23 protein-coding genes are annotated in these 25,436 nt (G+C 58.6%); all 23 read right to left on the reverse strand.

What is annotated here, in order from left to right; genetic code table 11:
* Positions 1 to 15 precede the first annotated feature (15 nt).
* Positions 16 to 3,057, reverse strand: coding sequence for a flagellar hook-associated protein FlgL (gene flgL / locus THEVEDRAFT_RS05635; RefSeq protein ID WP_006583749.1), 3,042 nt, complete (start codon positions 3,055 to 3,057; stop codon positions 16 to 18).
* Positions 3,058 to 3,069: 12 nt separating this feature from the next.
* Positions 3,070 to 5,652 (reverse strand): flagellar hook-associated protein FlgK, encoded by a 2,583-nt coding sequence (gene flgK / locus THEVEDRAFT_RS05640; RefSeq protein WP_006583750.1) that lies wholly within the window; start codon positions 5,650 to 5,652, stop codon positions 3,070 to 3,072.
* A 12-nt stretch (positions 5,653 to 5,664) separates the two neighbouring features.
* Positions 5,665 to 6,111 carry a flagellar export chaperone FlgN gene (flgN, locus tag THEVEDRAFT_RS05645; RefSeq protein WP_006583751.1) on the reverse strand — a complete coding sequence of 149 codons (447 nt, stop codon included), beginning with the start codon at positions 6,109 to 6,111 and terminating at the stop codon, positions 5,665 to 5,667.
* A 3-nt stretch (positions 6,112 to 6,114) separates the two neighbouring features.
* On the reverse strand, positions 6,115 to 6,396 hold the full coding sequence (gene flgM, locus THEVEDRAFT_RS05650) for a flagellar biosynthesis anti-sigma factor FlgM (protein ID WP_006583752.1): 282 nt from the start codon (positions 6,394 to 6,396) through the stop codon (positions 6,115 to 6,117).
* 88 nt (positions 6,397 to 6,484) lie between these two features.
* Positions 6,485 to 6,844 (reverse strand): hypothetical protein, encoded by a 360-nt coding sequence (locus THEVEDRAFT_RS05655; RefSeq protein WP_156787124.1) that lies wholly within the window; start codon positions 6,842 to 6,844, stop codon positions 6,485 to 6,487.
* Positions 6,845 to 6,860: 16 nt separating this feature from the next.
* Entirely contained in the window at positions 6,861 to 7,496 is a 636-nt protein-coding gene (locus tag THEVEDRAFT_RS05660; protein WP_245522611.1) for a ComF family protein, read from the reverse strand.
* Between the two features lie 35 nt (positions 7,497 to 7,531).
* Positions 7,532 to 8,737 (reverse strand): methionine adenosyltransferase, encoded by a 1,206-nt coding sequence (metK, locus tag THEVEDRAFT_RS05665; RefSeq protein ID WP_040825352.1) that lies wholly within the window; start codon positions 8,735 to 8,737, stop codon positions 7,532 to 7,534.
* 95 nt (positions 8,738 to 8,832) lie between these two features.
* Entirely contained in the window at positions 8,833 to 9,258 is a 426-nt protein-coding gene (locus tag THEVEDRAFT_RS05670; protein ID WP_006583756.1) for a GNAT family N-acetyltransferase, read from the reverse strand.
* Between the two features lie 21 nt (positions 9,259 to 9,279).
* On the reverse strand, positions 9,280 to 9,504 hold the full coding sequence (locus THEVEDRAFT_RS05675; protein WP_006583757.1) for a hypothetical protein: 225 nt from the start codon (positions 9,502 to 9,504) through the stop codon (positions 9,280 to 9,282).
* 3 nt (positions 9,505 to 9,507) lie between these two features.
* Positions 9,508 to 10,704, reverse strand: a complete 1,197-nt coding sequence (locus tag THEVEDRAFT_RS05680) for a DUF3084 domain-containing protein (RefSeq protein WP_006583758.1) — start codon at positions 10,702 to 10,704, stop codon at positions 9,508 to 9,510.
* Between the two features lie 132 nt (positions 10,705 to 10,836).
* Positions 10,837 to 12,654, reverse strand: coding sequence for an O-antigen ligase family protein (locus tag THEVEDRAFT_RS05685; protein ID WP_006583759.1), 1,818 nt, complete (start codon positions 12,652 to 12,654; stop codon positions 10,837 to 10,839).
* A 27-nt stretch (positions 12,655 to 12,681) separates the two neighbouring features.
* On the reverse strand, positions 12,682 to 13,776 hold the full coding sequence (locus THEVEDRAFT_RS09165) for a ParB/RepB/Spo0J family partition protein (protein ID WP_245522775.1): 1,095 nt from the start codon (positions 13,774 to 13,776) through the stop codon (positions 12,682 to 12,684).
* 82 nt (positions 13,777 to 13,858) lie between these two features.
* Positions 13,859 to 15,202 carry a replicative DNA helicase gene (dnaB, locus tag THEVEDRAFT_RS05695; protein WP_006583761.1) on the reverse strand — a complete coding sequence of 448 codons (1,344 nt, stop codon included), beginning with the start codon at positions 15,200 to 15,202 and terminating at the stop codon, positions 13,859 to 13,861.
* A 4-nt stretch (positions 15,203 to 15,206) separates the two neighbouring features.
* The gene (rplI, locus tag THEVEDRAFT_RS05700; protein ID WP_006583762.1) at positions 15,207 to 15,647 is read right to left on the reverse strand and encodes a 50S ribosomal protein L9; all 441 of its coding nucleotides are present in this window, start codon (positions 15,645 to 15,647) and stop codon (positions 15,207 to 15,209) included.
* The gene (locus tag THEVEDRAFT_RS05705) at positions 15,644 to 16,603 is read right to left on the reverse strand and encodes a YybS family protein (protein ID WP_006583763.1); all 960 of its coding nucleotides are present in this window, start codon (positions 16,601 to 16,603) and stop codon (positions 15,644 to 15,646) included. The genes rplI and THEVEDRAFT_RS05705 overlap by 4 nt, the downstream gene beginning before the upstream one ends.
* 102 nt (positions 16,604 to 16,705) lie before the next feature.
* The gene (gene rpsR, locus THEVEDRAFT_RS05710; RefSeq protein ID WP_006583764.1) at positions 16,706 to 16,966 is read right to left on the reverse strand and encodes a 30S ribosomal protein S18; all 261 of its coding nucleotides are present in this window, start codon (positions 16,964 to 16,966) and stop codon (positions 16,706 to 16,708) included.
* A gap of 99 nt (positions 16,967 to 17,065) precedes the next feature.
* Entirely contained in the window at positions 17,066 to 17,563 is a 498-nt protein-coding gene (locus THEVEDRAFT_RS05715; RefSeq protein WP_006583765.1) for a single-stranded DNA-binding protein, read from the reverse strand.
* Between the two features lie 21 nt (positions 17,564 to 17,584).
* Complete coding sequence (gene rpsF / locus THEVEDRAFT_RS05720) at positions 17,585 to 17,869, reverse strand: 30S ribosomal protein S6 (protein ID WP_006583766.1); 285 nt, start codon at positions 17,867 to 17,869, stop codon at positions 17,585 to 17,587.
* A gap of 81 nt (positions 17,870 to 17,950) precedes the next feature.
* A complete protein-coding gene (locus tag THEVEDRAFT_RS05725) occupies positions 17,951 to 18,250 on the reverse strand; it encodes a septum formation initiator family protein (protein WP_006583767.1) in 300 nt (99 codons plus the stop codon).
* Positions 18,251 to 19,927 (reverse strand): arginine--tRNA ligase, encoded by a 1,677-nt coding sequence (gene argS / locus THEVEDRAFT_RS05730; protein ID WP_006583768.1) that lies wholly within the window; start codon positions 19,925 to 19,927, stop codon positions 18,251 to 18,253.
* Positions 19,928 to 19,980: 53 nt separating this feature from the next.
* Entirely contained in the window at positions 19,981 to 21,711 is a 1,731-nt protein-coding gene (locus THEVEDRAFT_RS05735) for a hypothetical protein (RefSeq protein WP_156787125.1), read from the reverse strand.
* Between the two features lie 15 nt (positions 21,712 to 21,726).
* Positions 21,727 to 24,375, reverse strand: a complete 2,649-nt coding sequence (gene secA, locus THEVEDRAFT_RS05740; protein ID WP_006583770.1) for a preprotein translocase subunit SecA — start codon at positions 24,373 to 24,375, stop codon at positions 21,727 to 21,729.
* 50 nt (positions 24,376 to 24,425) lie between these two features.
* Positions 24,426 to 25,427: a hypothetical protein gene (locus THEVEDRAFT_RS05745; RefSeq protein ID WP_040825354.1), complete on the reverse strand. Its 1,002-nt coding sequence runs from the start codon at positions 25,425 to 25,427 to the stop codon at positions 24,426 to 24,428.
* Between the last annotated feature and the right edge of the window lie 9 nt (positions 25,428 to 25,436).

Below are 25,436 nucleotides of genomic sequence, written 5' to 3' on the forward strand. Positions count from 1 at the left end.
TCACTCAAGATTCCATCACCTCAAAAAGTCCACGAGAGTGGGCTGAACTATCCGGGCTATGACCGCGAGGCTGGCTTGATAAACCGCCTGGGACATCTGAAACTGGGTGGCGGCCTCCGCAAGGTCCACATCGGATATCTTGCTCTGGAGATCCGTCAGGTTAACGTTGTTCTGCTTGAGCCTGCCCTGGGTGTTCTCGTAACGGTTCACCAGGGCCCCGCACTCGGTGCGGCACCTGAGCAGGTTGTCCCCCCATTTGGTGACCTTGCCCAGAAGGTAGTCCGATATCCCCCGCCTGTCCTGATTCTTAACGGCGTTTATGAGATCGTCCATCACCCCGAAGAAGTCCTGCTTAGACTGGTTCCCAAGGGTTCTCACCTGCTGCACCTGGTTGAAAGGCCCACTGCCTCCCCTATTGGGGGACGAGGCGGTCCAAGTGGGGCCGCTGGTAAGACCAAGCCTGGTGGCGGCATTCATGACGCTTTCATCAACGGTCACCACGTAACCCCTTGGGGAGGTTAACACCAGCTTCTTGCTCCCACCACCCTGATCCACTGCATGGGCCCTTATATCCTGCCCCTGGAATCGAGCGTTTATGAGCTCCGCCAGCTCGTCCAAGCTGGACACTATGGGCTGGCCAGCGCTCTCATCGTAAAGGTCGATGCTGTGACTCATCCCGTTGACATGCAGGGTCAACACGTCCCCCGCCACCGGGGTCCACGCGGCCAAAGCGGAACCCTCAAGGGCGGTGCCCATGTTAAACGTGGAAGCGGCGGACCCGGAGACATCAAATATGGACACCGGAGAACCGTCCTTGGATGATATGGAGAACCTAACAGGACCCGCTCCAGGGGGGTTCGCCACCGCCGGGTCGTAGTAGGCCACGTTGAGCCAATCCCCCGCCAGCTCCACCACCCGGTCAAGGAGGCTCTTCACGTTGTCCGCGGCCAACACCGGCACGTCCACGGACCTGCCCAGGGAGGATATCCTCAGAGTGCCGTCCGAACCGGCCGTCAGGTTCCCCGCCACAGCGCCCCCGGATATCCCCGTCGCAACACCGAGCTGGATCGCCAAACCACCGGTGTAGGATCTATAGGCGGGATCACCGTAGCCCCGGTCTGATATCCTGACCGGCTGGCCGCTGAGGGAAAGGATGGCGAAGTCGTCGGACGAGGATGACAGCTTGTCAACCCCAAGCAGCACCTCCCCCGCCTGCTGGTTAACCTGGGAAACGATGGCCTCCGCTATCTTCTCCCCCGTGTCATGCTGAAGCCGACAAAGCTTTACCGTGTAAGTGTTGTCCCCCACGGTCACCTCCATCATGGCGGGCATGTTCTCGTCGAAGCTCCCCACCCCGTCGGAGGGGTACACCACGGGACCGCTGCCCCTAATGGACGTGTCCACCCCCAGCTGGACGGCGTAGTTCGCCCCCGCCTTCTCCCCATCATAGAGCACAAGAGGAGAACCGTCCCGGGTCCTCAATATGAGGCGCTTGGTGGCCCCCTCGGCGTTAGACCCGCTGTTGTCCAAAGGATCCGGGCTCGGATAAGTGCCGTCAGGCTCGTCGGTCTCAACCACCGCCTCCAACCAATCCCCCGCGACGGCGGTGATCCTCTGGGCAAGCTCCTCCATGGTGAGGTTCGGATCACCGTTTATGAAAAGCTCCCCCTTGTTCGATCCGGAGACGAACTTCCAGTGCAGGGGAGACGAGGTGGTATCCTGGCTCCAAGAGACACCAACCTCCATGGACTTCAACGACGTCTCCATCCCAAGAAGCCTCGCCAAGTCCACGTGGCTGTGATCCGAGTTCTTCCTTACCTCGGAGGACGTGACCGCATCAACCCCTCCAAAGAGGTTCTGAACGTTGCCGTCCAGCTTGAGGCTGAAGGACTTAGAAGGGTCACGACTGACCACATCCAGCCACTCGCTAACCCCGTCGGTCTTGCGGGCCGCCCATATGCCCGGGACCTTCATAAGCTCATCCGCTATCTGGGCAACCGTCTTACCCACCACATCCACCGGGTAGGCAACCCCTCCTCCAAAGTCCACCGACATGGCAGAAACAGCATCGGCGGTGAACCCCAAGGGGACACCACTGCCCTTGATGCCCTGGGAGAGGTTGGGGATGTCGGTCTCAGGCCACGTCGTAAGCCTCACTGGAAGGCCGTTGTGGCTCCGCACCACCAACCGCTGAACCCCCTTGGAAACGTCCTTCTCCACCGAAACGGACACCAGCCGCTTAAGGTCCCCCATCTCTATGCTGTCGTTAAGGGCCTTGGCTATGTCGTCAAGGCTGTAACCCTCCAGCTCCTGGGCCTCTCTGAAACGGTCATAGTCAGTGCTGTCCGCCACGTTGTCCAGCTTCTCATCCTTCCACTTCTCGGGGAGCCTGGCCTTGACGACCTGATCCCCCACCTGAAGCTGGATTATCTCGTCCCTACCCTTCCAGGAGAAGTCCAAGGGCACGTCAAACCCGGTTATTACATACCTCTTGTCGTCCATCTGAAAAAGGTCCCGTCCGGTAAAGGAAACCCGGCCTAACTGCTGGCGCTCCATCTCAAAGTAGACTGGCATGTTGCTGCCCTGGTAGATAACCCTTCCCCTCTCATCCCGAACGAAGGGTCTTACGCCGGTCGAAAGCCCGGACAGGAGGAAACGCCCTTCAACCTCGTAGTTGGCGGCGTTCCTCATTTCCTCCTGAAGCTGATACAGCTGCTCCGCTATGGCCCCCATGTCCACATCCACCAGCCCGCCGTCCCCGGCGTACACCGCAAGCTGCCTCACCTGCTGGTACACACTGGTTATCTGATCAAAGGCGGTCTCGGTGTTCTTAAGCCACGTAAGCGCGTCGTCCAGGTTCCTCTGGTACTGGACGTTCTCCGTTATGGTGGTGTCCATGGCCAAGGACCTGGTTACGTCTATGGGGTTGTCGGAAGGCCTTGAGAACTTCTTCTGGGTGGCCAACTGCTTCTGTATCTCCAGCATCCTGGCCAGGTTATTCTGCATGTCCGAAAGCAACATCCCGTGCATCATGCTGTTGGTTACCCGCTGAAGCATCCTTCACACCCCCTACAGGCCCACCCGGCCCATGCCGTTTATTATCTTGTCCAACATCTCGTCTATGGTGGTTATGTAACGGGCCATGCCGTTAAAGGCCTGCTGGAACTTTATTATGTCCATCATCTCCTCGTCCAGGTTCACCCCCATCACCGACTGCCTCTGGGTCTCTATCTGGTCCACCAAGGCCTTCTGGTTCTTGGCCATGGTGGTGGCCCGCTGGCCCGCCGCACCAAGCTCGGCTATGAAGCTCTCGTAGTAGGAGTTGAAGTCCGAGGAACGGCCGTTCAAAACCTTGGACTGCTTTAACTGGGCCAGCTTAAGGGCCACTGTACCATCCCCAGAGGAGTTACCCGCCGCCCCCTGAGCCTTGCCCTTACCATCCCCGCTGTAGGCGGCTATCAACGACGACCGGGCCTCCAACAGGGGGTTCAACGAGAAGCTGCCGGAGGCCCCATACTTGCCGGTTACGGGGGTGAAGAACTCTATGCCAGTGGTGTTTATGTAATCCCCAGCCCCGTGCCCCGAGTAATGAAGAGCGTTAAACTCCGTGACCAGGCCATACACTATCTCGTCGAACCAGTCCGTCTGGGCCAGGAGAAAATCGTCCCTTGACTCCAGCAAACCCCGGATCTCGCCACCCTTTACGTGATGGCGGCACTGGATCTGGGTAAGGCCAACCCCCTTGAGCTCCAGCCTAAGCCCCTTGTAGACCTCCGTGGCGGAGGAGGCGGACCAAAGGTCCGAAGCGGACAAGGACCTGGCGTCCTTGAAGGAATTGGTGGAGGACAAATACTCCCTGCCCTCGAACTTAAAGTAAGCGTCCTCGGAGTAGGCTGCCACGCTGGTCGAGTCATCGGCGTTCACAAATCCCAGCTTACGGGCCATGTAGAGGCTTCCCCCCTGGCCGGTCCCACAGTCGCTGCCTCCCAAGACGTTTATCCTGTAGGCCTCCCCGACCAGGTCGCTCTGAAGCTTGAGATAGTAGTTACCGGTGGTGCCGTCCTGCTCCACAAGACACCTAAGCCACTGCTCCGGCTTCGACGGAGCAGTGCCAGGCGGATTGGTGGTAAGCTCGGGCGGGATCTTGGCGGCAAGATCGCTGGAGTAAGCGGCGTTTATCTTGTTGGCTATGGTGGTGAGAGAATCCCCTTCCGTCACCTCTATGGTGACCGCCGGCGAGCTACCCGTCAACCCCATATGACGCGCCAGGTCACCCTGAACATCCGATATGGCAATGAGGTGCCTGTCAACGCTCGACAGGGTCAGCTGATCTCCGCCAGACGAAACCGAGGAGATGAAAGCAGAGCCGTAGTTGGCTGAAAAGAAGGAGTTTAGATCCGAAAGGTTCAAAAGCCCTCCCGCGGTGGAGGCGCTGTTGCCCAGGTTGTCCGATATGTCCCATTGGGAAGTTCCGCTATTCCACACCACCGACACCAGCGACTCAAAGGAACCCGCCGCAACCCTGAACCTATACGAGGCAGAACCGCTGGAAGGGGGTATCAAAACCGTCCCCACGGGATTGCCCCCGGAGGCAGGGAAAGAAGCGGTGCTCTTAACCACCCCGGACGAGGAGACCTGAAGGGCAAAACTGCCCCTCAACCCGATGGCGGCGTCCTTATCGGTCACCGAAAGCATCGCGTTCCCGCGCCCCAGCTCCCAACGCTTCTCGTTCGCCAAACGCTGAACCTCCAGGGATACCACCGACTCGGGCATCCTCTGCTCTATTATCGCCACCGCCACGGTGGGGTCTGACACGTGCTGGAACTGGTTGTCCTCCACCTGCACGTCGAAAAAACCCTGGTTCCCCGCCACCGGCACGAGCACCAAGTGCCTGGTCTTGGTGCCCTGCACCAATAGTTTACCCCCCAGATCAATCTTGTAGTCCCCGTCGGCCTCGTCCAAACAAGGGCTGCCTACGGTGCAGTCTATCATCCTGGAGAGCTTCTCCACCAAAAGGTCCCTACGGTCCAAAAGGTCGTTGGGGTTCCCCCCTACCCCCTTTATCTCCTCTATCACCCCATTGAGCTGGGCTATCTGATCTATGAGGGAGTTCGCCTCCTCCACCTTAAGGCGAACCTCCTTGTTCAGCGCCGTCCTGTACTGATCATAGTTGGTCTTAAGCTGCTGAAGGAAAACCACCACGTTCTTGGCGTTCTGCACCAGGTTCTCCCGGGTGGCGCTGTTGTCCGGCCTCTTGGATACCTCCTGAAGGGCCGCCCAAAAGTCGTTCATGGAGGCCTGGAACCCCTTGCCCCCAGGCTCGTTGACGTAGGTCTCCGTCTGGCTTATGGCCTTCAGCACCGTGTCCCAGTAGCCCTTGACGCAAACCTCCTCCCGGTACTGGGCATCCAAGAAGAGATCACGAAGACGCCTTATAGCATCGGTCTGAACCCCCGTGCCTATCTGACCCGGCACCGCTGGACGGGCAAGACCGGGGTCCGTGAAAGGATCGCTGGCAGACGCCTCAACCCTCTGACGGGAATAACCCTCCACGTGGGCGTTGGACATGTTGTGCCCCGCCACCTCCATGCCCCGCCTGAAGTAGTCCATGGCCCTCCTGCCCATCTCAAACCCGAAGAAGCTGTTGAGCAAAGCCCTTCCCCCCTATATCCTGGCGCTAAAGCCCCCGGCGTCATCAAAAGGAGCCCGCATCCTGCGCCATTCGCTTATCATCATCTCGTTGAGCATCCTTGCCTCGTCCATGAGCATCTCCAGCAGCTTCATCTCAGACCTCAGCAGCCCCACACGGTTGGCCAAAGACCTGCCCCTGGCCCTGAGAAGCTCCCCATCCTCCAAGCTCAATCGCTCACACATCTCGGAGATCACGGGCTCACACCCCAACTCTGAAGCCAAGGCGGCACAAAGCCTGCTGCGCTTTCCCTCCAACGCCTGGGCCTTCACGGACAAAAACTGCATCTCCTTGAAGAGGTCCTGCAAAACTTGAAGGCGCCCATCCCTGAGCGCCTCCCTCTGCTTTATAAGAAGATCCCCCAACTGTCCTAAAACTTCATCCTGCATCTCAAGGGTCTTCACAAGCTCAGGGAAGCTCAACGGCTACACACCCCTCGTAACCCCAGCCTTGAGGAGACGCTCCGCCAACACATCCAGATTTGGCCGGTAAGAACCCGCCTCAACCCTGGAGCGAACCTCCTCTACCTTATCGACCCTTAGGTCCGGCAACTTTTGCATCTCCTTGACCACCGACGCAAGCTCCTTGCCAAAGGAACTTACCTCCACATGGTCCTTCCCGCCCCCCTCGGGGACGCCGGAATAAGCCCTACGGGACTTACGGTCCACCGGATGGCCGCCGTATATCCTGTCTATGCGATCTATCATCTCAAGATCTCCCCTCTTCCTGGATCCCAAGGTCCTCAACGAACTTATCGGAACCCAACCGGAGAATCTTTAGTAGCTAAACTCAACTTTAATGATCCGAAATCATCATCCTGTGCCTGACGTAAGCCCTGCAACGGTCGCAAAGGCCTCCCAAATTGGACCTCTCCCCGCACATGGGGCAAGAACCATCCGTCCCGGACACCGGGGAAGAATAATCCCATGCGAAAAGGGCCTTGACCACCTCCTCCGGGACCCCAAGAAGCTCCGACGCATCCCTAACCGACAACCTAAGGGAGGGGAAGTCCCGCAGCATGGCCCGGATCACCAAGTACAACCTCACCGCCTCGTCCTTGCACACGGGGCAAAAGGGGGCGCTTCCCCTGGGGGCTGCAAAGGCCTTACCACACATGACACAGGATATAAGATCCAACTCTCCCAATTCGCTCACCCCTCAAACGGAGGCACTAGAGCTGCCCATGTCCCTTCCCTCCGCCCTCAAAGGCCTTTGAAAGGCTCAAGACCGCCACCCCGACCACCGAACAGCCCGCCTCGTTCAAGGCCTCCGCAGCGGCTCCCAATGTCCCCCCGGTGGTCAAGACATCGTCCACCAGGACAACCTCATCCAATCCCCGGGGACCGGACCAACCTATCGCCCCCTCAGGTATCCGCCGCTCCTTCGACTTGACCTGGGACGCCACCTTAGCCCGCCAAACCAGATGGTCCTCCACCGAAATCCCCCAGACGCTGGACAGCCCCTGGGCCAATAAAAGGGACTGGTTGTATCCCCTGGGACTTCCAACGTGAAGGGGTATCGGCACGATACACCGGCCCAAAGGAGCAAAACGCCTGCCAAGCGCCACCCCCACATGAAAGGCCAGGGACGAACATCCCCGGTACTTAAATAGGTGAACCACATCCCTTAAAACACCCTCGTGCGTCCCCCCATACAAAACCTCCACCGCCCCGCCGGGCAGGAGGATCCTGGAGGAACCGCAGGAACTCAATAAACCGTCCCCGCAAGCCGAACAGAGCACCTCCCCCAGGGCGCCGCAGACAGGACAGCTGGCGGGGAGGAACAGGTGAAGAAGCCCCTTAAACAAAGAAAAAAGGGGGCCCAAGGCCCCCGATCCCACGATCAAACCCGCTCCGCAGCCTTACGAAGGACTTCCGCCCGGTCGGTCCTCTCCCAGGCGGGCAGGGGATCTAGATCCATCCGCCCCATGTGGCCGTAAGCCGCAAGCCTCCTGTACTGAGGTTTTCTCAGGTCGAGATCCCTTATTATGGCCCCGGGCCTGAAGTCAAAGTGCTCCCGGATAAGCTGGGTAAGGGCCTCATCGGATATGACACCGCTGCCAAAGGTGTCCACCATTATGGAGACCGGATGGGCCACACCTATGGCGTAAGCCACCTGGATCTGACAGGCCTTGGCAAGCCCCGCAGCCACCACGTTCTTGGCAGCGTACCGAGCCATGTAGGCCGCCGAACGGTCCACCTTGGTGGGGTCCTTCCCGGAGAAAGCTCCGCCCCCGTGAGGTACCATGCCGCCATAGGTGTCAACTATTATCTTTCGCCCCGTAAGCCCCGTATCCGCCAACGGCCCACCAAGGACGAAACGCCCGGTGGGGTTAACCAGTATCCTGGGCTTCCTCTCCATCAGATGAGCGGGTATAACAGGATATATAACGTGCTCCACCACGTCAGCCTCTATCTGAGATGCGTCCACCGCCGGATGATGCTGGGTGCTAACCACTATGGTGTCCACCCGCACGGGCTTGCCGTCCACGTACTCCAGAGTCACCTGGGTCTTGCCGTCCGGCCTGAGGTACGGAAGTATCCGCTGCTTCCTCACCATGGCAAGACGCCGGGCCAACTTGTGGGCCAGGGAGATCGGGGCAGGCATGAGCTCCTCGGTCTCGTCACAGGCGTAACCGAACATCATCCCCTGATCCCCTGCTCCTATGGCGTCTATCTGACTGTCGGTCATGTGGGACTCCCTTATCTCCAGCGCCCTGTCTACCCCCTGGGCTATGTCCGGAGACTGATCATCTATCGAAGTAACCACCGCACAGGTATCCCCGTCAAAACCGTACTTCGCCCTGGTATAACCTATCTCCTTCACTATCTCCCTAGCAAGCCTGGGGATGTCCACGTAACAGCTGGTACTTATCTCCCCCGCCACAACCACAAGGCCAGTGGTAACCAAGGTCTCGCAGGCAACCCGGCCCATCGGATCCTTCTCCAATATGGCATCCAAGATGCCGTCGGAGATCTGGTCCGCGAGTTTGTCGGGGTGCCCCTCCGTCACCGACTCGGACGTAAAAAGGAACCTCTCTTTGCTCAACAAACACACCTCCAAGAATTATTACCCCTCTTCATTAAAGGGGACGATGGGGTTATACCACAAACCCACCCATCAACCAAGCCCCAAGACTGAAATCAAGTGTACTCTATTGGCCTCTTTATCAACACCACGGCACCCTCCCGACGCTCAAAACCCTTCCTTATCAGGAACGACGATAAGTCGCTGCTGTAAGTTATGATGAGCGGAATGGGGCTTACCACCGGGTGCCCCAAAACGTAGTCCAAAAGGGCGCTCCCAACCCCCTTGCCCTGATGATCCGGGTGCACCAGTATATCCCACAGGGTACCCCGGAAGACGAAGTCGGTTATAAACCGACAAAACGCCACCAGCCTCCCCTCGTACCTCATGGAGAAACACATGCTGGTCCCCTGCAGCATCCGCTCTATCTGCTCCAGGGTCCTGCTCTTCCCCCAATGGGTGAACCGGTAAAGCTCCTGAAGCTCCTCGGGCCTTACGGACTCCTTGCTATCATAGGTTACATAGTCCCCGAGAACGGACAAAACATACCCCTCCCGCCTGGATCACATGGGGCAGGAACTAGGAATAGCCATGCCAAGAACCATCTCCTTAAGATCCCTTCCCTCAGCGCTGGATGACACGTTGAGCTGAAGCACCTGCCCCGCCCCGCAGGATCTGCAGGTGAAGGCCACCCGTGCCGACCCCGACGGATCCGATGCCCCCGCCAAAACCATGATGCGCCCGCAGTTCTGACACCCCACTATGAGCACCCCTGAAACACCCCCCAAAAGCTACCTCTCCACCCTTATGGTGACCTCCAAGGGCCCCTCTGTATAAGCATCCCCCTTAGCCACCACGGTCACCTGGAACGGCCCGCTAGCCCCTGACATGCGCTCCACCGCATCGAAGAACTCCGCCGCCGTAACCCCTCCAACAGTGCCGCTCAAGGGGTCCTTAAGCAAACCCCGGCTCACCACCCGCTGGTTCACCTCTTTAAGAATGCCGTACAAAACCTGCTCCGCATCGGAAGGGTTCAAGGCCCTCTCAAAACGCTCAGCCGCCAGGACCTCTCCGTCCCGAACCACCAAGACGCTCCTGTAGACCTTCACCGAACAGTCCAGGGCCTCGCCGATAGTGGCGTTGGAGGACGCAAAAAGCCTCAAAACCCTCCTGCCGCCACCCCCCTCCCGCAGGACCCCGAGAACCTTGGCTTCTTCCTGTGGATCCAGCCTTAGGATAACCGCCTCGGGCTTCAGCCCAAACCTAAGGGCTAAACTGGCCCTCGCCCGGTTTAAAAGGGTCGAAACCGCTTCACCAGGATCTCCCCTCCCATCCCAAGAGACCTGGTATAGCAGCTCCCCAGCAAAGACCATTATCCGGCCAGACCGCATCTGCTGCAGCTCCTTCTCCAGGGCATCCCTTTTCAGCCGGAGATCCGCCACCTCCGCCATAAGCCTGTCCCGCTGGGAGCGAAGATCCCGCAACTGACCCTCAAGCTGGGACTTCTTGTCCGCTAGCTCCACGGTCTTCGCAACAAGCCCGTCGTACTTTCGCCTCACCATCTCCAGCTCACCCGAAGCGGAAACGAGACGGGACTCCGTCTCCTTAAGACGCGAAACCATCGAGTCCATGGCCTTGTGACTCTCGAAAAGCCTGCCCTGGGACTCGGAAAGCTCCCGCCGGCTATCCTCCAGCTTGACGTTAAGCTCCTGCATCTGACGGTTTATTATCTTCATGCCCAAAAGGGCACTTCGAACCGTGGAGGAAGCAAAACCCAAAACCACAAGGGTGCTGAGGGTTATCAGCACACCGGTCACCGTGGTTATGACCGATGAGGTGTGCCTCGGCCTCAACCCAAACAGGGACACCCTCTTCTTGCCCACCCGCATGCCAAGCACGTCGCCCACATAGGCCACAACGGCACTTATCAGCACCAAAGCCAGTATAAGCTGCCAGTTAAGCTCCCCTATATCCTGCCAAAAGGACACATCTATACCCCCAAGGAAAAGCCCCAGTCTATCTCACCACCCAAATTACCATAAAACGGGACATAAAAAACCAAAGGGGCCCCCCAAGAGAGCCCCCACTTACACTTAACACAAAGCCCCAGGCCTACACCGCTAGAAGTGAAGCTGGTAAGTGCCGGGCTTTAGGTAATAGACCAACTCCATCACCTTGTCCTTGTCCCTCAGCATGCCGTAGGCGTTTATGAGCTCGAAGAGCTTCTTGGTATCAGGCCTATGGAGAAACGCCTGGTACAGTATGTCAGCCCCCTTGCGGAAGACCACCGGGTCCTTGAGATAACGCCCAAGCGCCAAGAAGTAGTACCCCCGCTGCTCCTCCGCCTCCTCCCGGGTCATGATGTGGCTTACCGCCTTGTTGACATATACAAGCTTGGAGTTAGGATCATTCATCTTGCTGGCGAGCAGAAGCATTCGATCCCCCACATAACCGTCCGCCAGGTACGTAAGTCCCAACAGGGCAACCACCATCCAGGCAGCCCCAAAAACCCTGGTGACCCACTGGTTCCTGATCCCGTTGAACCAGGACTCCCGAGGCAAAAGCGTCCTCGCAGAAACCGCAAGGGCAAAGGCAAGCCATATCACGTTCTCCACCCGGTGAAACGGGCGGCTGAACAGCGCATCCGTGGCCACTATGAACGCCATCCCGCAAGCCCAAGCACAGTACAACGGCACCTCGTCACCCTTCAACAGCGACCAGAAGAAGCCCCTAAGCCACCAAGCCATGGCCAAGGCCAAGAGAACTCCCCCTATGACGCCGAACTCCGCCAGCCACTGAAGGTATTCGTTGTGCGCCCAAAGGGTGTACTGCCAAAGCCCGTCGGGGTAACGGTCGAACATCAGCCTCTGACCCGCCAGGTAGTGCAGCTTAAACTGCCCAAGCCCCACCCCCTTAATGGGATGAAACTTGAAGACCTCCCAGCTGCTGCGCCATATCCCAATGCGCCCCGCCAGGCTGGTGGGGTTCTCAACCATGTCCGCAGCCTTGTTTAAAAGCGCCTGGGAACGGCTTAACCCCATGTGCCCAGCCCCAAGGGTTGCGGCCAACATCAGCCCCATAACCAAAACACCTATACCCATCCTCCGCAAAAGGACGGACCTCCTGGCCGGGAAGTTCCTAACCACCATTAAGGCCAGGACAACCACCCCAGCAATAAACGAAACTATCCCGCCCCTAGCGGTGGAGTTCCAAAACCCCCAACCGTTAAGCGCAAGCAAAGCCAAGTTCAACGGCTCCATCCACCTGCGCCTCGGGGGAACCTCCGAATGTGACACGTGAAGGTAAACGCCGCAGAAACAAGCCATGGCGGACCAAAGCCCGAACATCTCCTGCTGGGCGGTGTTACCCACGTAGTTGCCCGGGGCGTTCAATATGAACGAGAAGGGGACCTGGCTCAACCGGGTCTGGACCTCCGCAAAAACCACGTTAAGCCCGCAGTTCACTATGGCAAGCCACAGGAAAACCCTAAGATCCCCCTCCCCCCGGAAGGCGTTATAGGCCACGAAGTAGAACGCCACAAGACCTCCCAGGGCAAACCACTCACGAATGAACGTGGGCAGCGATTTGATGCCCCCAAAAAGGGGCTGCACCGACGCCCAAAGGATCACCAAAAGCCACATGCACCCCAAGGTATCAACCATGAAACCGGACCTCTCGGGCCCCCGCCTCATAACGGACCAGCCGGCCACCACGGAAAGCACCGCCACCGGCACCATGGTCACAATCCACTTGAGCAGATGGAGGGGATCGTAAAACAGGAACCCGGAGAAGACCAGGTTGGGGATGCCAAGGGTTATCCCCCCCAGGAGCAGGAAGAGACCAGGGGGCACGAGCCCCCCCGCGGAAGCCCCTATCAAGTCGGATGAAGCAGATCCACCGGCCTCAAGGCTTCCCGATAACCTAACCCTTGGAGTCATCGAGCATTGCCTCCTTCATGTCCACCACTATCTCCACCACCATGACGCTCTGGGCAAGCTCCTTGACCTGCCATTGGGCAGGAAGACCCCGGTTCTGTGCTTGCTCACCAACGCTGCCAACTCCCGGAGCAGGTCACCGGCAGGTCCCGCCGCAGCCTGGGACTCCTGCTCATCCCTATGGGCAACCCGCTTCTTCTGGGCCTTCTGCTCCCCCCCGGTTTTAAGCCCCACTATCCGCTCCAGGTCCCGAACGTTGAGCTCCTCCTCGATCACCCGGTAAGCAAGATCCCGCTGCTCCTCAAGGGGCACCGAGAGCAGCGATCTCGCGTGACGCTCGCTCAGCCGGCCCGACACCACCAGCTCCTGCACCTCGGGATCCAACTTAAGCAGCCTTATCTTGTTGGCCACCGCAGCCTGGGACCTTCCCAACCGCTTGGCAAGCTCCCCCTGGCTCCAGCCGGTCTTCTCCAAAAGGTCCTGCAGGCACCGAGCCTCCTCCACCGCAGAGAGGTTCTTCCTCTGAAGGTTCTCCACCAAGGCCAGCAGCTGCTGGGAGTGGGGATCCACCTCCACTATCAAGGCCGGAACCCTCTCAAGCCCCGCCTCCCTGGCAGCCCGAAGCCTGCGCTCTCCCGCCACCAGCTCGTAACCGTTCTCCACCGGCCGGACCAGCAATGGCTGGAGGACCCCAACCTGCCTTATGGAGTCCGCAAGCTCCCGTATCTCCTCCTCATCCAGCATCAACCGGGGCTGATACGGGTTCGGCCTTATACGGTCAACCGGTATCATCTCGAGCCCCTCAGAAGGCACCCCCACCGGGGGCAGGGGGAACGACTGGACCTCATCGGGAGGGGGCAGCAATATCCCCTCCTCCGCAGAGCTGACGGGGGCATCCCCCAAGGCCCCTACCAAATTTGAAGCCCCTTGCCCCAAAGAATCTCCACCCTGGGCAGGGGCGTAACGGTCCACCAGCTCCTCCGCCGCCTTAAGTGCCTCCTCAAGCTTGGAATCTATACGATGCTTAGCCTCCTCCGGGGGCAACGAGGATTCCCCAACCCCCTGAGGCTCCTCCTCCTTCTGGGGGGTCCTAAGAAAACGCAGAACATCCCACATCTTGTCCACCGCCAAGGGAAGACCCTCCTTTTACGCCGCCTGGGGCACCTAGCTTATAAGCTCATAAAACCAAGGGGCGGGACCTCCGCCCTTAACCATACCGCCTCTCGAGGCTCTCAAACTTGGCAAACTCCTTAAGGAACACCAGATCCACCTTCCCGGTAGGACCATTCCTGTGCTTCGCCACTATGGCCTCCGCCTGTATGTTGGTATCCGCCTGATCTCGGTCATAGTAACCAGGACGATACAGCAATATCACCAGGTCCGCGTCCTGCTCTATGGCACCGCTGTCCCTCAAGTCCGACAGCTGAGGCCTCTTGTCATTGCGAAGCTCCACCGCCCGGGACAGCTGCGAAAGGGCCAACACCGGCACGTCAAACTCCCTTGCTATACCCTTCAAAGCCCTGGATATCTCCGCCACTTCCTGCTGCTTGTTGTCCACCCGGCCAGGCAGGCTCATAAGCTGAAGATAGTCTACCACCACAAGGCCCAAATCCCCATAGCGGGCCTTGAAACGCCTGCAGCGGGCCCGCATCTCCAGGGTGGACAACATGGAACTGTCGTCTATGTACAAGGGGGCCTCACTCAACATGCCCGCCGCACGGGCCAGCTTCTCCCATGAGCTCTCCGGGAAACGGCCGGTCCTAAGATCGTGAATGTTCACCCCCGCCTCAGCGCCCAACAACCGTTGGGCCAACTGCTCCGCCCCCATCTCCAGGCTGAACACCAGCACCGGCGTCTTCGCCCGGATCGCCGCGTTCTGGGCTATGTTCAGCGCAAAGGCGGTCTTACCCATGGACGGCCTGGCGGCCAAAATGTTCAAGCTCCCGGGCTGAAGCCCCCCAGTAAGCCGGTCAAAGTCCTCAAAACCCGTGGGCACCCCGGTGACCAAACTACCGGAGTTAAAGCGATCCTCTATCTGACGAAACGTCTCTCCCAAAACGGACCTCAAGGGCTTAACAGCCACCCCAGAGGCCCCAGTGCCTATCTCAAAGACCAGGCGCTCCGCCTCGTCCAATATATCCTCCTTATCCCGGTCCTCCTGGTAACCGAGCCGGGCAATCTCCCCCCCAACCTGTATGAGGCGCCGGTGAACCGCCTTGTCCTTCACCATGCGAGCATGGTACTCCGCATTGGCAGTGGTGGTCACCGAGTCCGTCAGGGCAAACACAAAGGCTTCCCCGCCGATCCTCTCCAAGAGCCCCTTAGCCTTTACCTCATCCAGAAACGTAAGGACATCCACCGGCTTGTCCTTGCGAGCCATGTCCTGGATCAGCTCGAATATGAGCCGGTGCCGCTGATCGTAAAAGTCCTGGGGGTTCAGGGTCTCCGTAACCGCCAGCATGGCCTCCCTCTCCAGGAGGCAGGCCCCCAAGGCGGCCCGCTCAGCCTCCAGGTTATGAGGGGGGATCCTATCAAAAGAGGGCTCCGCCAAAACCCTAAGCCTCCACTGAAAGGAGCATCTCCGCCTCTACCCCTGGGTAAAGCCTCACCTTGAAGCGGTACTCCCCAACCTGCTTGACCTGATCCATCTTCACGTCCCTCTTGTCCACCTTGATCCCGTGCTGGGCCTCTATCGCATCCGCCACCTGCTGAGCGGTCACCGCACCGAACAGCTTTCCAGATTCACCCGCGGAGGCCTTGACCACCACCCTTTTGCCCCCTAAGGCCGCGGCGTTCTCCTTGGCCTGCGCCATAAGCTTCGCCTCCCGGGCGGCACTGTTCCTGCGCTTCTCCTCTATCTCCTTGAGCTTACCGGCAGTGGCCTCCTCCGCCAAACCCCTAGGCAGCAAAAAGTTCCGGAAGTACCCATCGGATACCTCCACCACATCGCCCTTCCGGCCCAGCTTGCTCACATCCTCCTTGAGAACCGCCTTCAAGACACATCACCTCCGAAACGGGTCCTAAAATCCCACCATATGTCCAAAAGCCCAACCATTATGGCACCCCCAGACAGGAGGGGCACCAGCACCAACAGCGCCACCAACAGAAACCTCAACCCCCTGGAGATCCCTCGGCGCCTTAAAAAGTACCATATAACCGCCACACCCTGAAGGAAGAAAAGCATCTGAAGTATGATCCGAAGGTTCAGCGCCCCCTGGGCCAACACACCGCCCCCTTCAGACCCTGCCGCCACGGACAAGACCACGGAAAAGAGAAAGGCCCAGAGAACGCTCCTGGGAAACCGCCACCGGGAAAACTCGGGCAAGGGAGGCAATGCACCCATGGAAACCCTGCGGGCCACCACGCGGGTCACCGTGTACGAAAGATAGGTATCCAAGGCAGATGCCATGGTTATCAGGGCGGGGAACATGTCCGGCAACATCCGGAAGGTCTGCATCAACTGGGCCTTAACCTGCTCAAGAGACTTCCGATCCATTCCGTGGCTGGCGTAAAACCGAAACACCCGATCCACTATCTCCTCCATCTGGGCAGGATCTCCAAGGGAAAAGGGGTTCACCCCGGTGAGCTTAACCATCACCGCCACAAGGGCCAGCTTGCTGACCAGGGATATCAGGATCCCATAGAAAAGGATCTCCAGACCCCTCCTGTTACCCTTAGCCAGAGCCCCCAGCCCTATGCCAAGAACCCCAAAACCAAGGAAGAAAAAAAGCCCCCCCTGAACGCCGAGGAAAAGGACTGAGACCAGTGATGCCACGGACATCCCAAGCACCGCGTTCTTAAGACTGTGCCTCAGCCCAAGGATCACCAAGGGTGCAGGACACAACAGGGTAATAAAGGCTCCCGCCACGGGGATGAAGTTGCTGGCCAGGAAAAGGGCCGCCCCAAGGGCAGAGAGAAGGGCCGACTCCACCAACGACCTTATGGGTGTCATATCTGTCCCCCCAAAAGCAAAGAAGAGCTGCGGGCAAAGCCCCAAAAAGACCGATGGGGAGCTTTCGCCCCCCACCTGCCGCAACCTAAGGATCCAAAAGGACTAGTCCGCCGTGAAGGGGAGCAGAGCCAGGATCCTAGCCCTCTTTATGGCCCTGGTTAGCTGCCGCTGATGCTTAGCACAGGTACCAGTAACCCGCCGGGGGATTATCTTGCCCCTCTCGGTGATGTACTTGCGGAGCTTGTCGAACTCCTTGTAATCCACCTTCTCAACCTTATCCACGCAGAAGTGACATACCTTCGGACGCCGCTTCCTGCGCTTGCGGTTGTTATTGTTGTTGCTGCTGCTGTAACGATCGTTCACACCAATTCCCTCCCTTCCCTAGGAAGAGCAGCTTCGCTCAAGGTAATCGAACAGAACGGGATCTAACCCCCGCTGAAAAATCCCGCGTATTAAACAAGCCTAAAAGGGTATATCCGGCTGATCCTCGTCCCCCTCGGATAGGGTCGATATGTCCATGGGGAACTCATCGCCAAAGTCCTTGTCGTCCCTGAGACTACCGAAGTCCCCAAAGGATCCCCTGGAAGATCCGGTCGGGTAAGGAGAAGCATCGTCCTCCCTCCTGCCTCCGGACAACAAGGTAAGCCCGCTGGCCACCACCTCGGTTATCCAACGGTGTTGGCCACTCTTGGGGTCATCAAAATCCCGAACCGATATGCGGCCCTCGATCAACACAGGACGCCCCTTCCTAAGGTACCTCTCGCATATGTCAGCAAGAGACCCCCATAGGACGACGGGGACGAAATCCGTCTGATTTTGAACCTCCCCGTTCGCAGACTTCCACTGACGCCCTATCGCCACGGTTATCCGGGCCACCTTCTGCTTGCTCGGCGTGTACCTGACATCCGGATCCCTGGCCAGGTTACCCATGAGTATCACCTTGTTGAAGCCCCGGGACATCCAAGAACACCCCCCAGATGACTACTTCTCGTCGCGGCTTATGACCAGGTGACGCATCACCTGGGGCTTAAGACGAAGAACCCGCTCCATCTCCTTGATCATGGAGGGCTTCTGCTTGAAAGTGTAAAGGGCGTAAATACCCTCAGACTTCTTGGCTATGGGATAAGCAAGACGCCTCTTGCCCCAAAGGTCAACCTTCTCCACCTCTGCACCCTGGGACTTAAGGACCTCCGCCAGCTCCTCCACCGCAGACTTGGGATCCTCCAAATCCGCCGTGAGAATGGTAACCAACTCGTATGGCCTCACGACTTTCACCTCCTCCCTACGGACTTAGGCCTTTCGACAAACGAAAGGCAGGGACATACATCAAGGGATTATATGGCCTTTCTACTTTCTCCGCAAGGGCTTCTCCGGAACCACCTCTATGCGGTACACCACCTCGTTGGGGAAGAACAAGTTGAACTCCTCCCGGGCAAGCCTGGCCAACCCCTCGTCGGTGGCATAGTAACGGATCTTGTGCTCCATCTCCTGGTTATTACGGCTTAACGCCACCAGCTCGTCCATGCGTTTATCCACCAGGGCGGCAAGGCGGTCCACCTTCCGGGTCTCCAAGACAAAGGCGGTGGCCAATATGGCCACCACCAACGATGCCCCAGACCAAAACAGCACCCACCTAAGCTTCGGCATCTACATCCTCTCCGGAGCCTTGACCCCAAGTATCCCCAATACGTTCCTCAAAGTTACCCTGGCAGCCTCCATAAGGAGCGTGCGGTTCCTCCTCAACGGCTCCTCCTCCCCTATTATGCGGGCCACGTTGTAGAAGGAGTGGAAAGCCTCCGACAGTTCCTGAGCATAGTAAGCCATCCGGTGAGGAGCCAGATCACGAGCGGCCTTGCGGATCTCCTCGGGGAACTTGGCAATCACGGTTGCAAGCCGAACCTCCTCGGGAAGCTTGAACAACCCAGGATCAAGATCCTTAACGCTGGGCTTCTCAAGCCCCCTGGCCTCGCTCTCCCTCTCTATGCTGCACATCCTGGCATGAGCATACTGAATGTAGTAAACCGGGTTGTCCGATGAAGCCCTCTTCGCAAGCTCCAGGTCAAAATCCAAATGGCTGTCACACCGCCTCATCACGAAGAAGAACCTGGTGGCGTCAACACCAACCTCGTCCATAACGTCCCTAAGGGTTACAAACGCCCCCGCCCGCTTGGACATGGACACCGGCTCCCCATCCCTCAAAAGGGTCACAAATTGAATCAGGAGCACCTGCAGGTCCTCAGGGTCCCGGCCCATGGCGGCAACCGCGGACTTCATCCTCGGTATGTAACCGTGATGATCCGCCCCCCAAACGTCTATGACCAGGTCAAAACCCCGGTCATACTTGTTCTTGTGGTACACCACATCGGACATGAAGTAGGTAGGAGCCCCGTTCGACCTTATCAGCACCCGGTCCTTCTCGTCCCCAAAGGCGGTAGACTTAAACCACACCGCCCCGTCCGCCTCATAGGCGTAACCCCGGGCCTTCAAGGCCTCTATGGTACGCTCAACCTGGTCTCCTACGTATAAGCTCCTCTCGGAGAACCAAACATCGAACTTGAGGCCAAAGTCCTCAAGATCCCGCTTTATCCAGCGAAGAACCTTCTCATAGGCAAGATCGGTGAAGATTGGCACCGCTTCCTCCTCAGGCATGTCCGCCAGGGATGTGCCCTTCTCCTCCAGGATCTCGTTGGCTATGTCCATTATGTAGTCCCCGTGGTAACCATCCTCGGGGAACGGAGCCTCATCGGGCCTTCCCAAAAGCTCAAAGTAACGGCTCCTGGCAGAACGGCCCAAAAGCTCCATCTGGAGCCCCGCATCGTTTATGTAATACTCCCTCTCAACCTGCCAACCCGCATAGGAAAGTATCGATGAGGTTATATCCCCCACCGCAGCTCCCCTCCCATGCCCCATGTGCAGAGGACCGGTGGGGTTGGCACTCACGAACTCCACCTGGACCTTCTTGCCCCCACCATCGGACACGCGACCATAGTCAGGCCCCGCCTCCAAAACCTTCTTTATGAGATCCCCTATCCAGTCCTGGGAAAGGGTCATGTTTATAAACCCAGGTCCTGCCACCTCAACAGAGCTCACCAGGGGATCCCCGGCAAGCCTATCCGCCACCTGCTGGGCCAAATCCCGGGGAGACAACCCAAAAACCTTGCCAAGCTGCAGGGCCGCGCTGCACGCCCAGTCACCCTGGCCCTCCCGCTTGGGACGCTCAAGGTATATCTTGGCCTTTTCAGGGATCTCCACACCCTTCGCCTGGGACATCTCGCCGATTATAGACCGTATCTTCTCCTCCAACGAAAGCTTTATCTCTTCCATGGCAGAACCCCCTTAACCTTCTTTAAGAGAGAAACCCTGAGGGATATTGTATATCACTTACCCCTAAGTAGAACACCCTCCGAAAGCCCCCTCGCGAAATAGACCAAGTCTTCTGCCGATAACCCGCCGGACTTACCCTTGGGCTTAACGGTGAGTATTGACAGGAAGCTCAGCCTCCCCTTCCGGGGGGATATGGAAAACCTCTGAGAAACCGCCCCCGAGTTCCTTATAACCGGCGGCAGCACCACGTCCAAGCCCTTGGGTATCCCCAACTCCACCCGCTGCTCCACCGTAAAGGGGAAACGCGGGGTCGTGGTCCCCTTGGGATCCACGAGCAAATCCAACCAACGAGGATAGACGGACGGCACCATCAGCAGCATTCCACCATTGGAACCCATGCCGATCCGGCCGGAAACGTTGGCCTTCAAGACTACCCCCCCAGAGGTCCTCTTATGGGCCACATCCCTAAAATCCTTCAACGCACCGGCCGCCAGCCAGTCTAACCCCGCCTCATGACCCACCATCCCATGCCACATGCCCCACGCCGAAACCTCTAAAGCGCCAGAAAAGGCCCCATCGGGGTCAACCTCCCCCTTAAGAGAAACCAGGAGCCGGCTTTGAGCGGCGGTGTAAAACGGCACCGGCAAGGACTCAAGCCCCCCTCCGTCCTTCGGGGCCCATAGGGTGGAACCGCAGAGCTCCGGCGGCAACTGTCCGAACGGTACCGATTGACCAGGGAAGAACAACACATCCCCCTCCCCTGGCCTGGAGGCCCTCAAAACCGGCCTAAGCCACATCCCCTCCGCAACCGGGGGATCATCGGGAAGATCCACCAAGGGCTGCCAGAACACCCTAACCCTGTACCCTTCGGCCTCCAGCGCGGCCTTTAAAGCCCCGGTACTTCCGGAATCAAAGGACACATCCCATGGAACACCCCAGATGTAACGCGCAACCCTAGGACCGGATGATAACGCTTCCAGCTTGCCCTTAAGGGACTTGGGAAGGTAAGCCTGAGGCTTCGCTCCCCAAGACAGCAGGCTTCGCTCCATCTCGGAAAGCCTCAAGGCCACCAAAGCGCTCCCCTTGGAGGTCCCAAAGATCACGTAAGGGCGCCTGACCTCGGCGATACCAGAGGTGACAACCCCCCCCAGGTTTGAGAGGGACCAGGTATACCGATCAACCCCTTGGGAAGAGAACTTAACCGGGTCATCCACGCCAAAAGAGCGGAAAGCCAGCTCCTTGCCCGACGGAACCTCCACGGACAAGACCTCCTCCCAGACGGGGATGGGAAGCCCAAACTCCACTAAAGCCCCCATAGAAGCCTTGGAAGGGATGCGCTGAACCCACCGGATCGTTGCCACCCTGCCCACCGCATCGGAAGGGACTTTTATGCTAACCGCCTTGACACCGTCCTCAATGCTCTCTTCCGACTTCCGGCTACCCTCCTCACGCCATGTGAGCGGGTTGTACCAGCGCACCGGATCCGCCTCCACAGACCATCCGTCGGGTATTGGAAGCCGGATCTCCTGGAGCACCCCCGGGACCCTCTCCCCCACCATGGCCACCATCGACGTCTCCGCCTCCACCGATCCGTCAGACCGCATGCGGTAGCTCCGAATTACCCGCCAAACCACACCGTCAAAACCCGGAAAGGCCGAAAGCGACGGCACCCTGCCTCCCAAGGCCCGCACATCATCCGGCGCATAACCGCCGCTAAAAGCGGGCAAGGGATAAACCCACAGGATCAAGGCCGCACAAAGGACCGCCCCAACCAACCTAGGCATGCGGCGCATAAGCTTCTACTCCCCCTTACCACAGCAGTGCTTATACTTGCGCCCGCTCCCGCAGGGACACGGGTCGTTCCTTCCCACCTTCACACCCCGCCTGGCAGGGGCCATCGGGCGCTCTTCCTCACCGCCGGAACCACCTATAAAGAGTGGTCCACGCCCCTCCTCCACCCTGACCGGGCGACGCTCCTGAACAACCCTTACCCGGAGAGCCAGCTCGCTGAAACCCTCCCTCACCCGGTCGAGCATCTCCTTGAAGAGGTTAAACGACTCAAACTGGTACTCCACCAGCGGGTCCTTCTGACCTATGGCCCTAAGGCCTATGCCACGCCTGAGCTCGTCCATGGCCAAAAGGTGTTCCTTCCAGTGAGAGTCGAGAACGTTCAAAAGCAGGAAGCGGAAAAGCTCTCTGGCGTTCTCCTCCCCAAGCTCACTCACCTTCGCAATAAACGCCTGGCGCACCATCTCAAGCACCCGATCCCTGGCCTCCTGGGGCTCCAAGCCCAGGTCGGCACGGAGTGGCTCGTCCAAACCGGGACCGAATATCGCCCTTAACCTTATGGCACACCGTTCCCTGTCAAAACCGCCATCATCCCCAGAGGTAAGATGGGAATCGAAAACCGATGCCACCGTGTCCTCCAGTATAGACCATGCCCTGTCTGTAAGGTTCTGATCCGTCAATATCTCCTGCCGCTCCTTATAAACCGCCTCACGCTGCTGATTCATAACGTTATCATAGGCCAGGAGCTGCTTCCGTATGTCAAAATGCATCTGTTCAACCTTGCGCTGGGCGTTCTCTATGGCCTTGGTCAGGAAGGAGTGCTCAACCGACTCCCCCTCCTCCATCCCCAGCTTGGACATGAGCCCCTGGATCCGTTCGGATCCGAAAAGCCTCAACAGGTCGTCCTCCAGGGAGATGAAGAAGCGGCTCTCGCCGGGATCCCCCTGACGGCCAGCGCGCCCCCTAAGCTGGTTATCTATCCGCCGGGACTCGTGGCGTTCGGTGCCGAGTATGCAGAGCCCCCCGGCGTCAAGGACCTTCTTGCGCTCCTCCTCGCATTGAACGGTGAACCTGTCCAATATCACCCGGTACTCCTCCGGCGACTGGTCCGGGTCTATCCCCTTGGCCGCTGCCTCCTCCAGGGCGAGGAACTTGGGGTTGCCGCCCAAGAGTATGTCCGTACCACGTCCCGCCATGTTAGTAGCCACCGTAACAGCCCCAAAACGCCCCGCCTGGGCCACTATAGCGGCCTCCTTGTCATGGAACTTGGCGTTCAGCACATGATGAGGTATCTTCCTGGCCTTAAGGAGCTTGCTCACCCGCTCGGAGTTCTCTATCGAGGCGGTTCCAACCAAAACCGGCTGCCCCGCCCGGTGACGCTCCTCCACAAAGTCCGCCACCGCATTGTACTTCTCCCTCTGGGTCCTGAAGATCACGTCCGGGTGATCCACCCTTATCATGGGCCTGTGGGTTGGGATCACCACCACATCCATGCCGTATATCTCCTTGAACTCCTCCGCCTCAGTCGCGGCGGTTCCGGTCATGCCCGACAGCTTCCGGTACATACGGAAGTAGTTCTGCAGGGTTATGGTGGCAAGGGTCTGGCTTTCCTTGCCTATCTGAACCCTCTCCTTGGCCTCTATGGCCTGATGCAAACCATCGGAATAACGGCGACCGAACATGAGCCTACCGGTGAACTCGTCAACTATTACGATTTCTCCGTCCTTCACAACGTAGTGCACATCCCGCTGGAAGAGGTGATGAGCCTTGAGGGCCTGGATCACCTTATGAGCCAGCTCGGACATACCGTAATCGCTGAAAAGGTTGGGAACCTTCAATATCTCCTCGCAACGGGCTATACCCCGCTCCGTAAGGGCCACGTTCCTCTCCTTCTCATCCACCTCGAAGTCCTCGCCCTTCCTCAATGCCCTGGCACAGGAATCCGCTATCCTGTAGGGCTCCACGCTGTCCTCGGAGGGACCGGATATTATAAGCGGCGTCCTGGCCTCGTCTATGAGAATGGAGTCGACCTCGTCAACCAGGCAGTACCAATGCCCCCTCTGAACCTGGGATGCCTTAGACAAAGCCATGTTGTCCCTTAGATAATCAAAACCAAACTCGCTGTTGGTCCCGTAGGTAATGTCCGCCCTATAGGCGGCAAAACGGTCCTCCTGGGACATGAAAGGTTCTATGACCCCCACGGTGAGCCCAAGTCCACGGTACACCGGCCCCATCCATTCCGCGTCCCTCCGGGCCAGATAGTCGTTGACCGTTATAACGTGAACCCCCTTGCCCTCCAGCGCATTAAGCGCCACAGAAAGGGTAGCCACCAATGTCTTACCCTCACCGGTCTTCATCTCCGCTATCTTGCCCTCATGAAGGGCCATGCCCCCCATTAGCTGGACGTCAAAGTGCCTAAGTCCAAGCTTGCGCCGGGAGACCTCCCGGACCCGGGCAAACATCTCCGGAAGAAGCTGATCCAAGGTCTCCCCTTCGGAGAGCCTTCGTCGGAACTCCACTGCGGTCCCCTCAAGCTCCTGGTCCGACATGGCAGATACCTGACCCTCCAGGGCATTTACGGTCTCCACCACGCGGCGGTACCTCGAAAGGGCCCTGTCGTTGGGGTCAAGCCCCAGGACCTTAAGTATGCCTTTTAACATCCCGATTCCCACCTTTCGGCCCAAAGGCCATAAAAAGCTTAACCGTCAGATTATATCCCATGACAGGGATTGAGCCGAAACGTCTCCAGCAGCTCCGTCGCCGCTCTAAGCGCCCCCCTTGGGTTCACCACGTCTGCGGGGGGAACAAACATTGCATCCAAGGCCCTGCGCAGATCCTCAGATCCCCAGGAGCCCCATGGACCCAGGTTTATCCCAAGCCCCATCCTCCCTATGGCCTCACCGGTTGCAAGCTGGTTGTCCGCCACCTGAAACACCACCACCGGCTTCCGAAGCCCCAAAGCCTCATAGGCGGTTACACTTGACGTGCAGATCACTCCCCTGGAACCAGCTATCCTGCTCGGAAGGTCCACGGGGGAGAAGAGAAGCCTCACCGATGGTGCCCCCCGCGCAGCCTCCTCAGCCTCCCTCCGGGTGCTCATATCCGCCATGGGGCCTATAACCACGTCCACCGCTGGAAGACCAAGGCCATTCCACCAGCGAACCAACTGAGGCGTTACCCCAAGGGGATCCGCAGCACCAGCCACCACCAGGTATCTTGCTCCACAAGCGCTCTTCAGGCCCCAGAAGGGTTCCCTTAGGAGGGCGTACCCAGGCCCCAACATCAGCCCACATCGGTCACTTGAATACCCAAGCCCATCGGCCCCCAGGCTGTAGTTAATGACCCCCCGGCAGTGCAGCTCCACCGAGTAGCTCCTCAGGTCATCGATCACAACCACAGGCGAAACGGAGCCAAGCTCATCAAGCAAAGCTTCCCCCGCCTGGTAGCTATCCACCACACATAACAAGGGGGTTGAGGAACGCAAGAAACTCAGGGCATCCTCAAATCCCCCGCCGAAAGGATCCTCTATCGAAAAAAAGCTCCCCGGGCCCCCAAGGAGCCCCTGGTGGGAGAAGAACTCCACCGCCCCAGGGTTGCCGACCAGGCCCACGGGAACCCCAAGCCTTAGAAACCCCTGGGCCAGGGCCGCAGATCTAACCACGTGGCCGCCACCTACCCCGCCACCCCCATGGGTAAGAAAAACGACTTTCAAGCGACCTAG

Origin of the sequence: Thermanaerovibrio velox DSM 12556, from assembly GCF_000237825.1 — a bacterium.
GTDB classification, from domain to species: Bacteria; Synergistota; Synergistia; order Synergistales; family Synergistaceae; genus Thermanaerovibrio; species Thermanaerovibrio velox.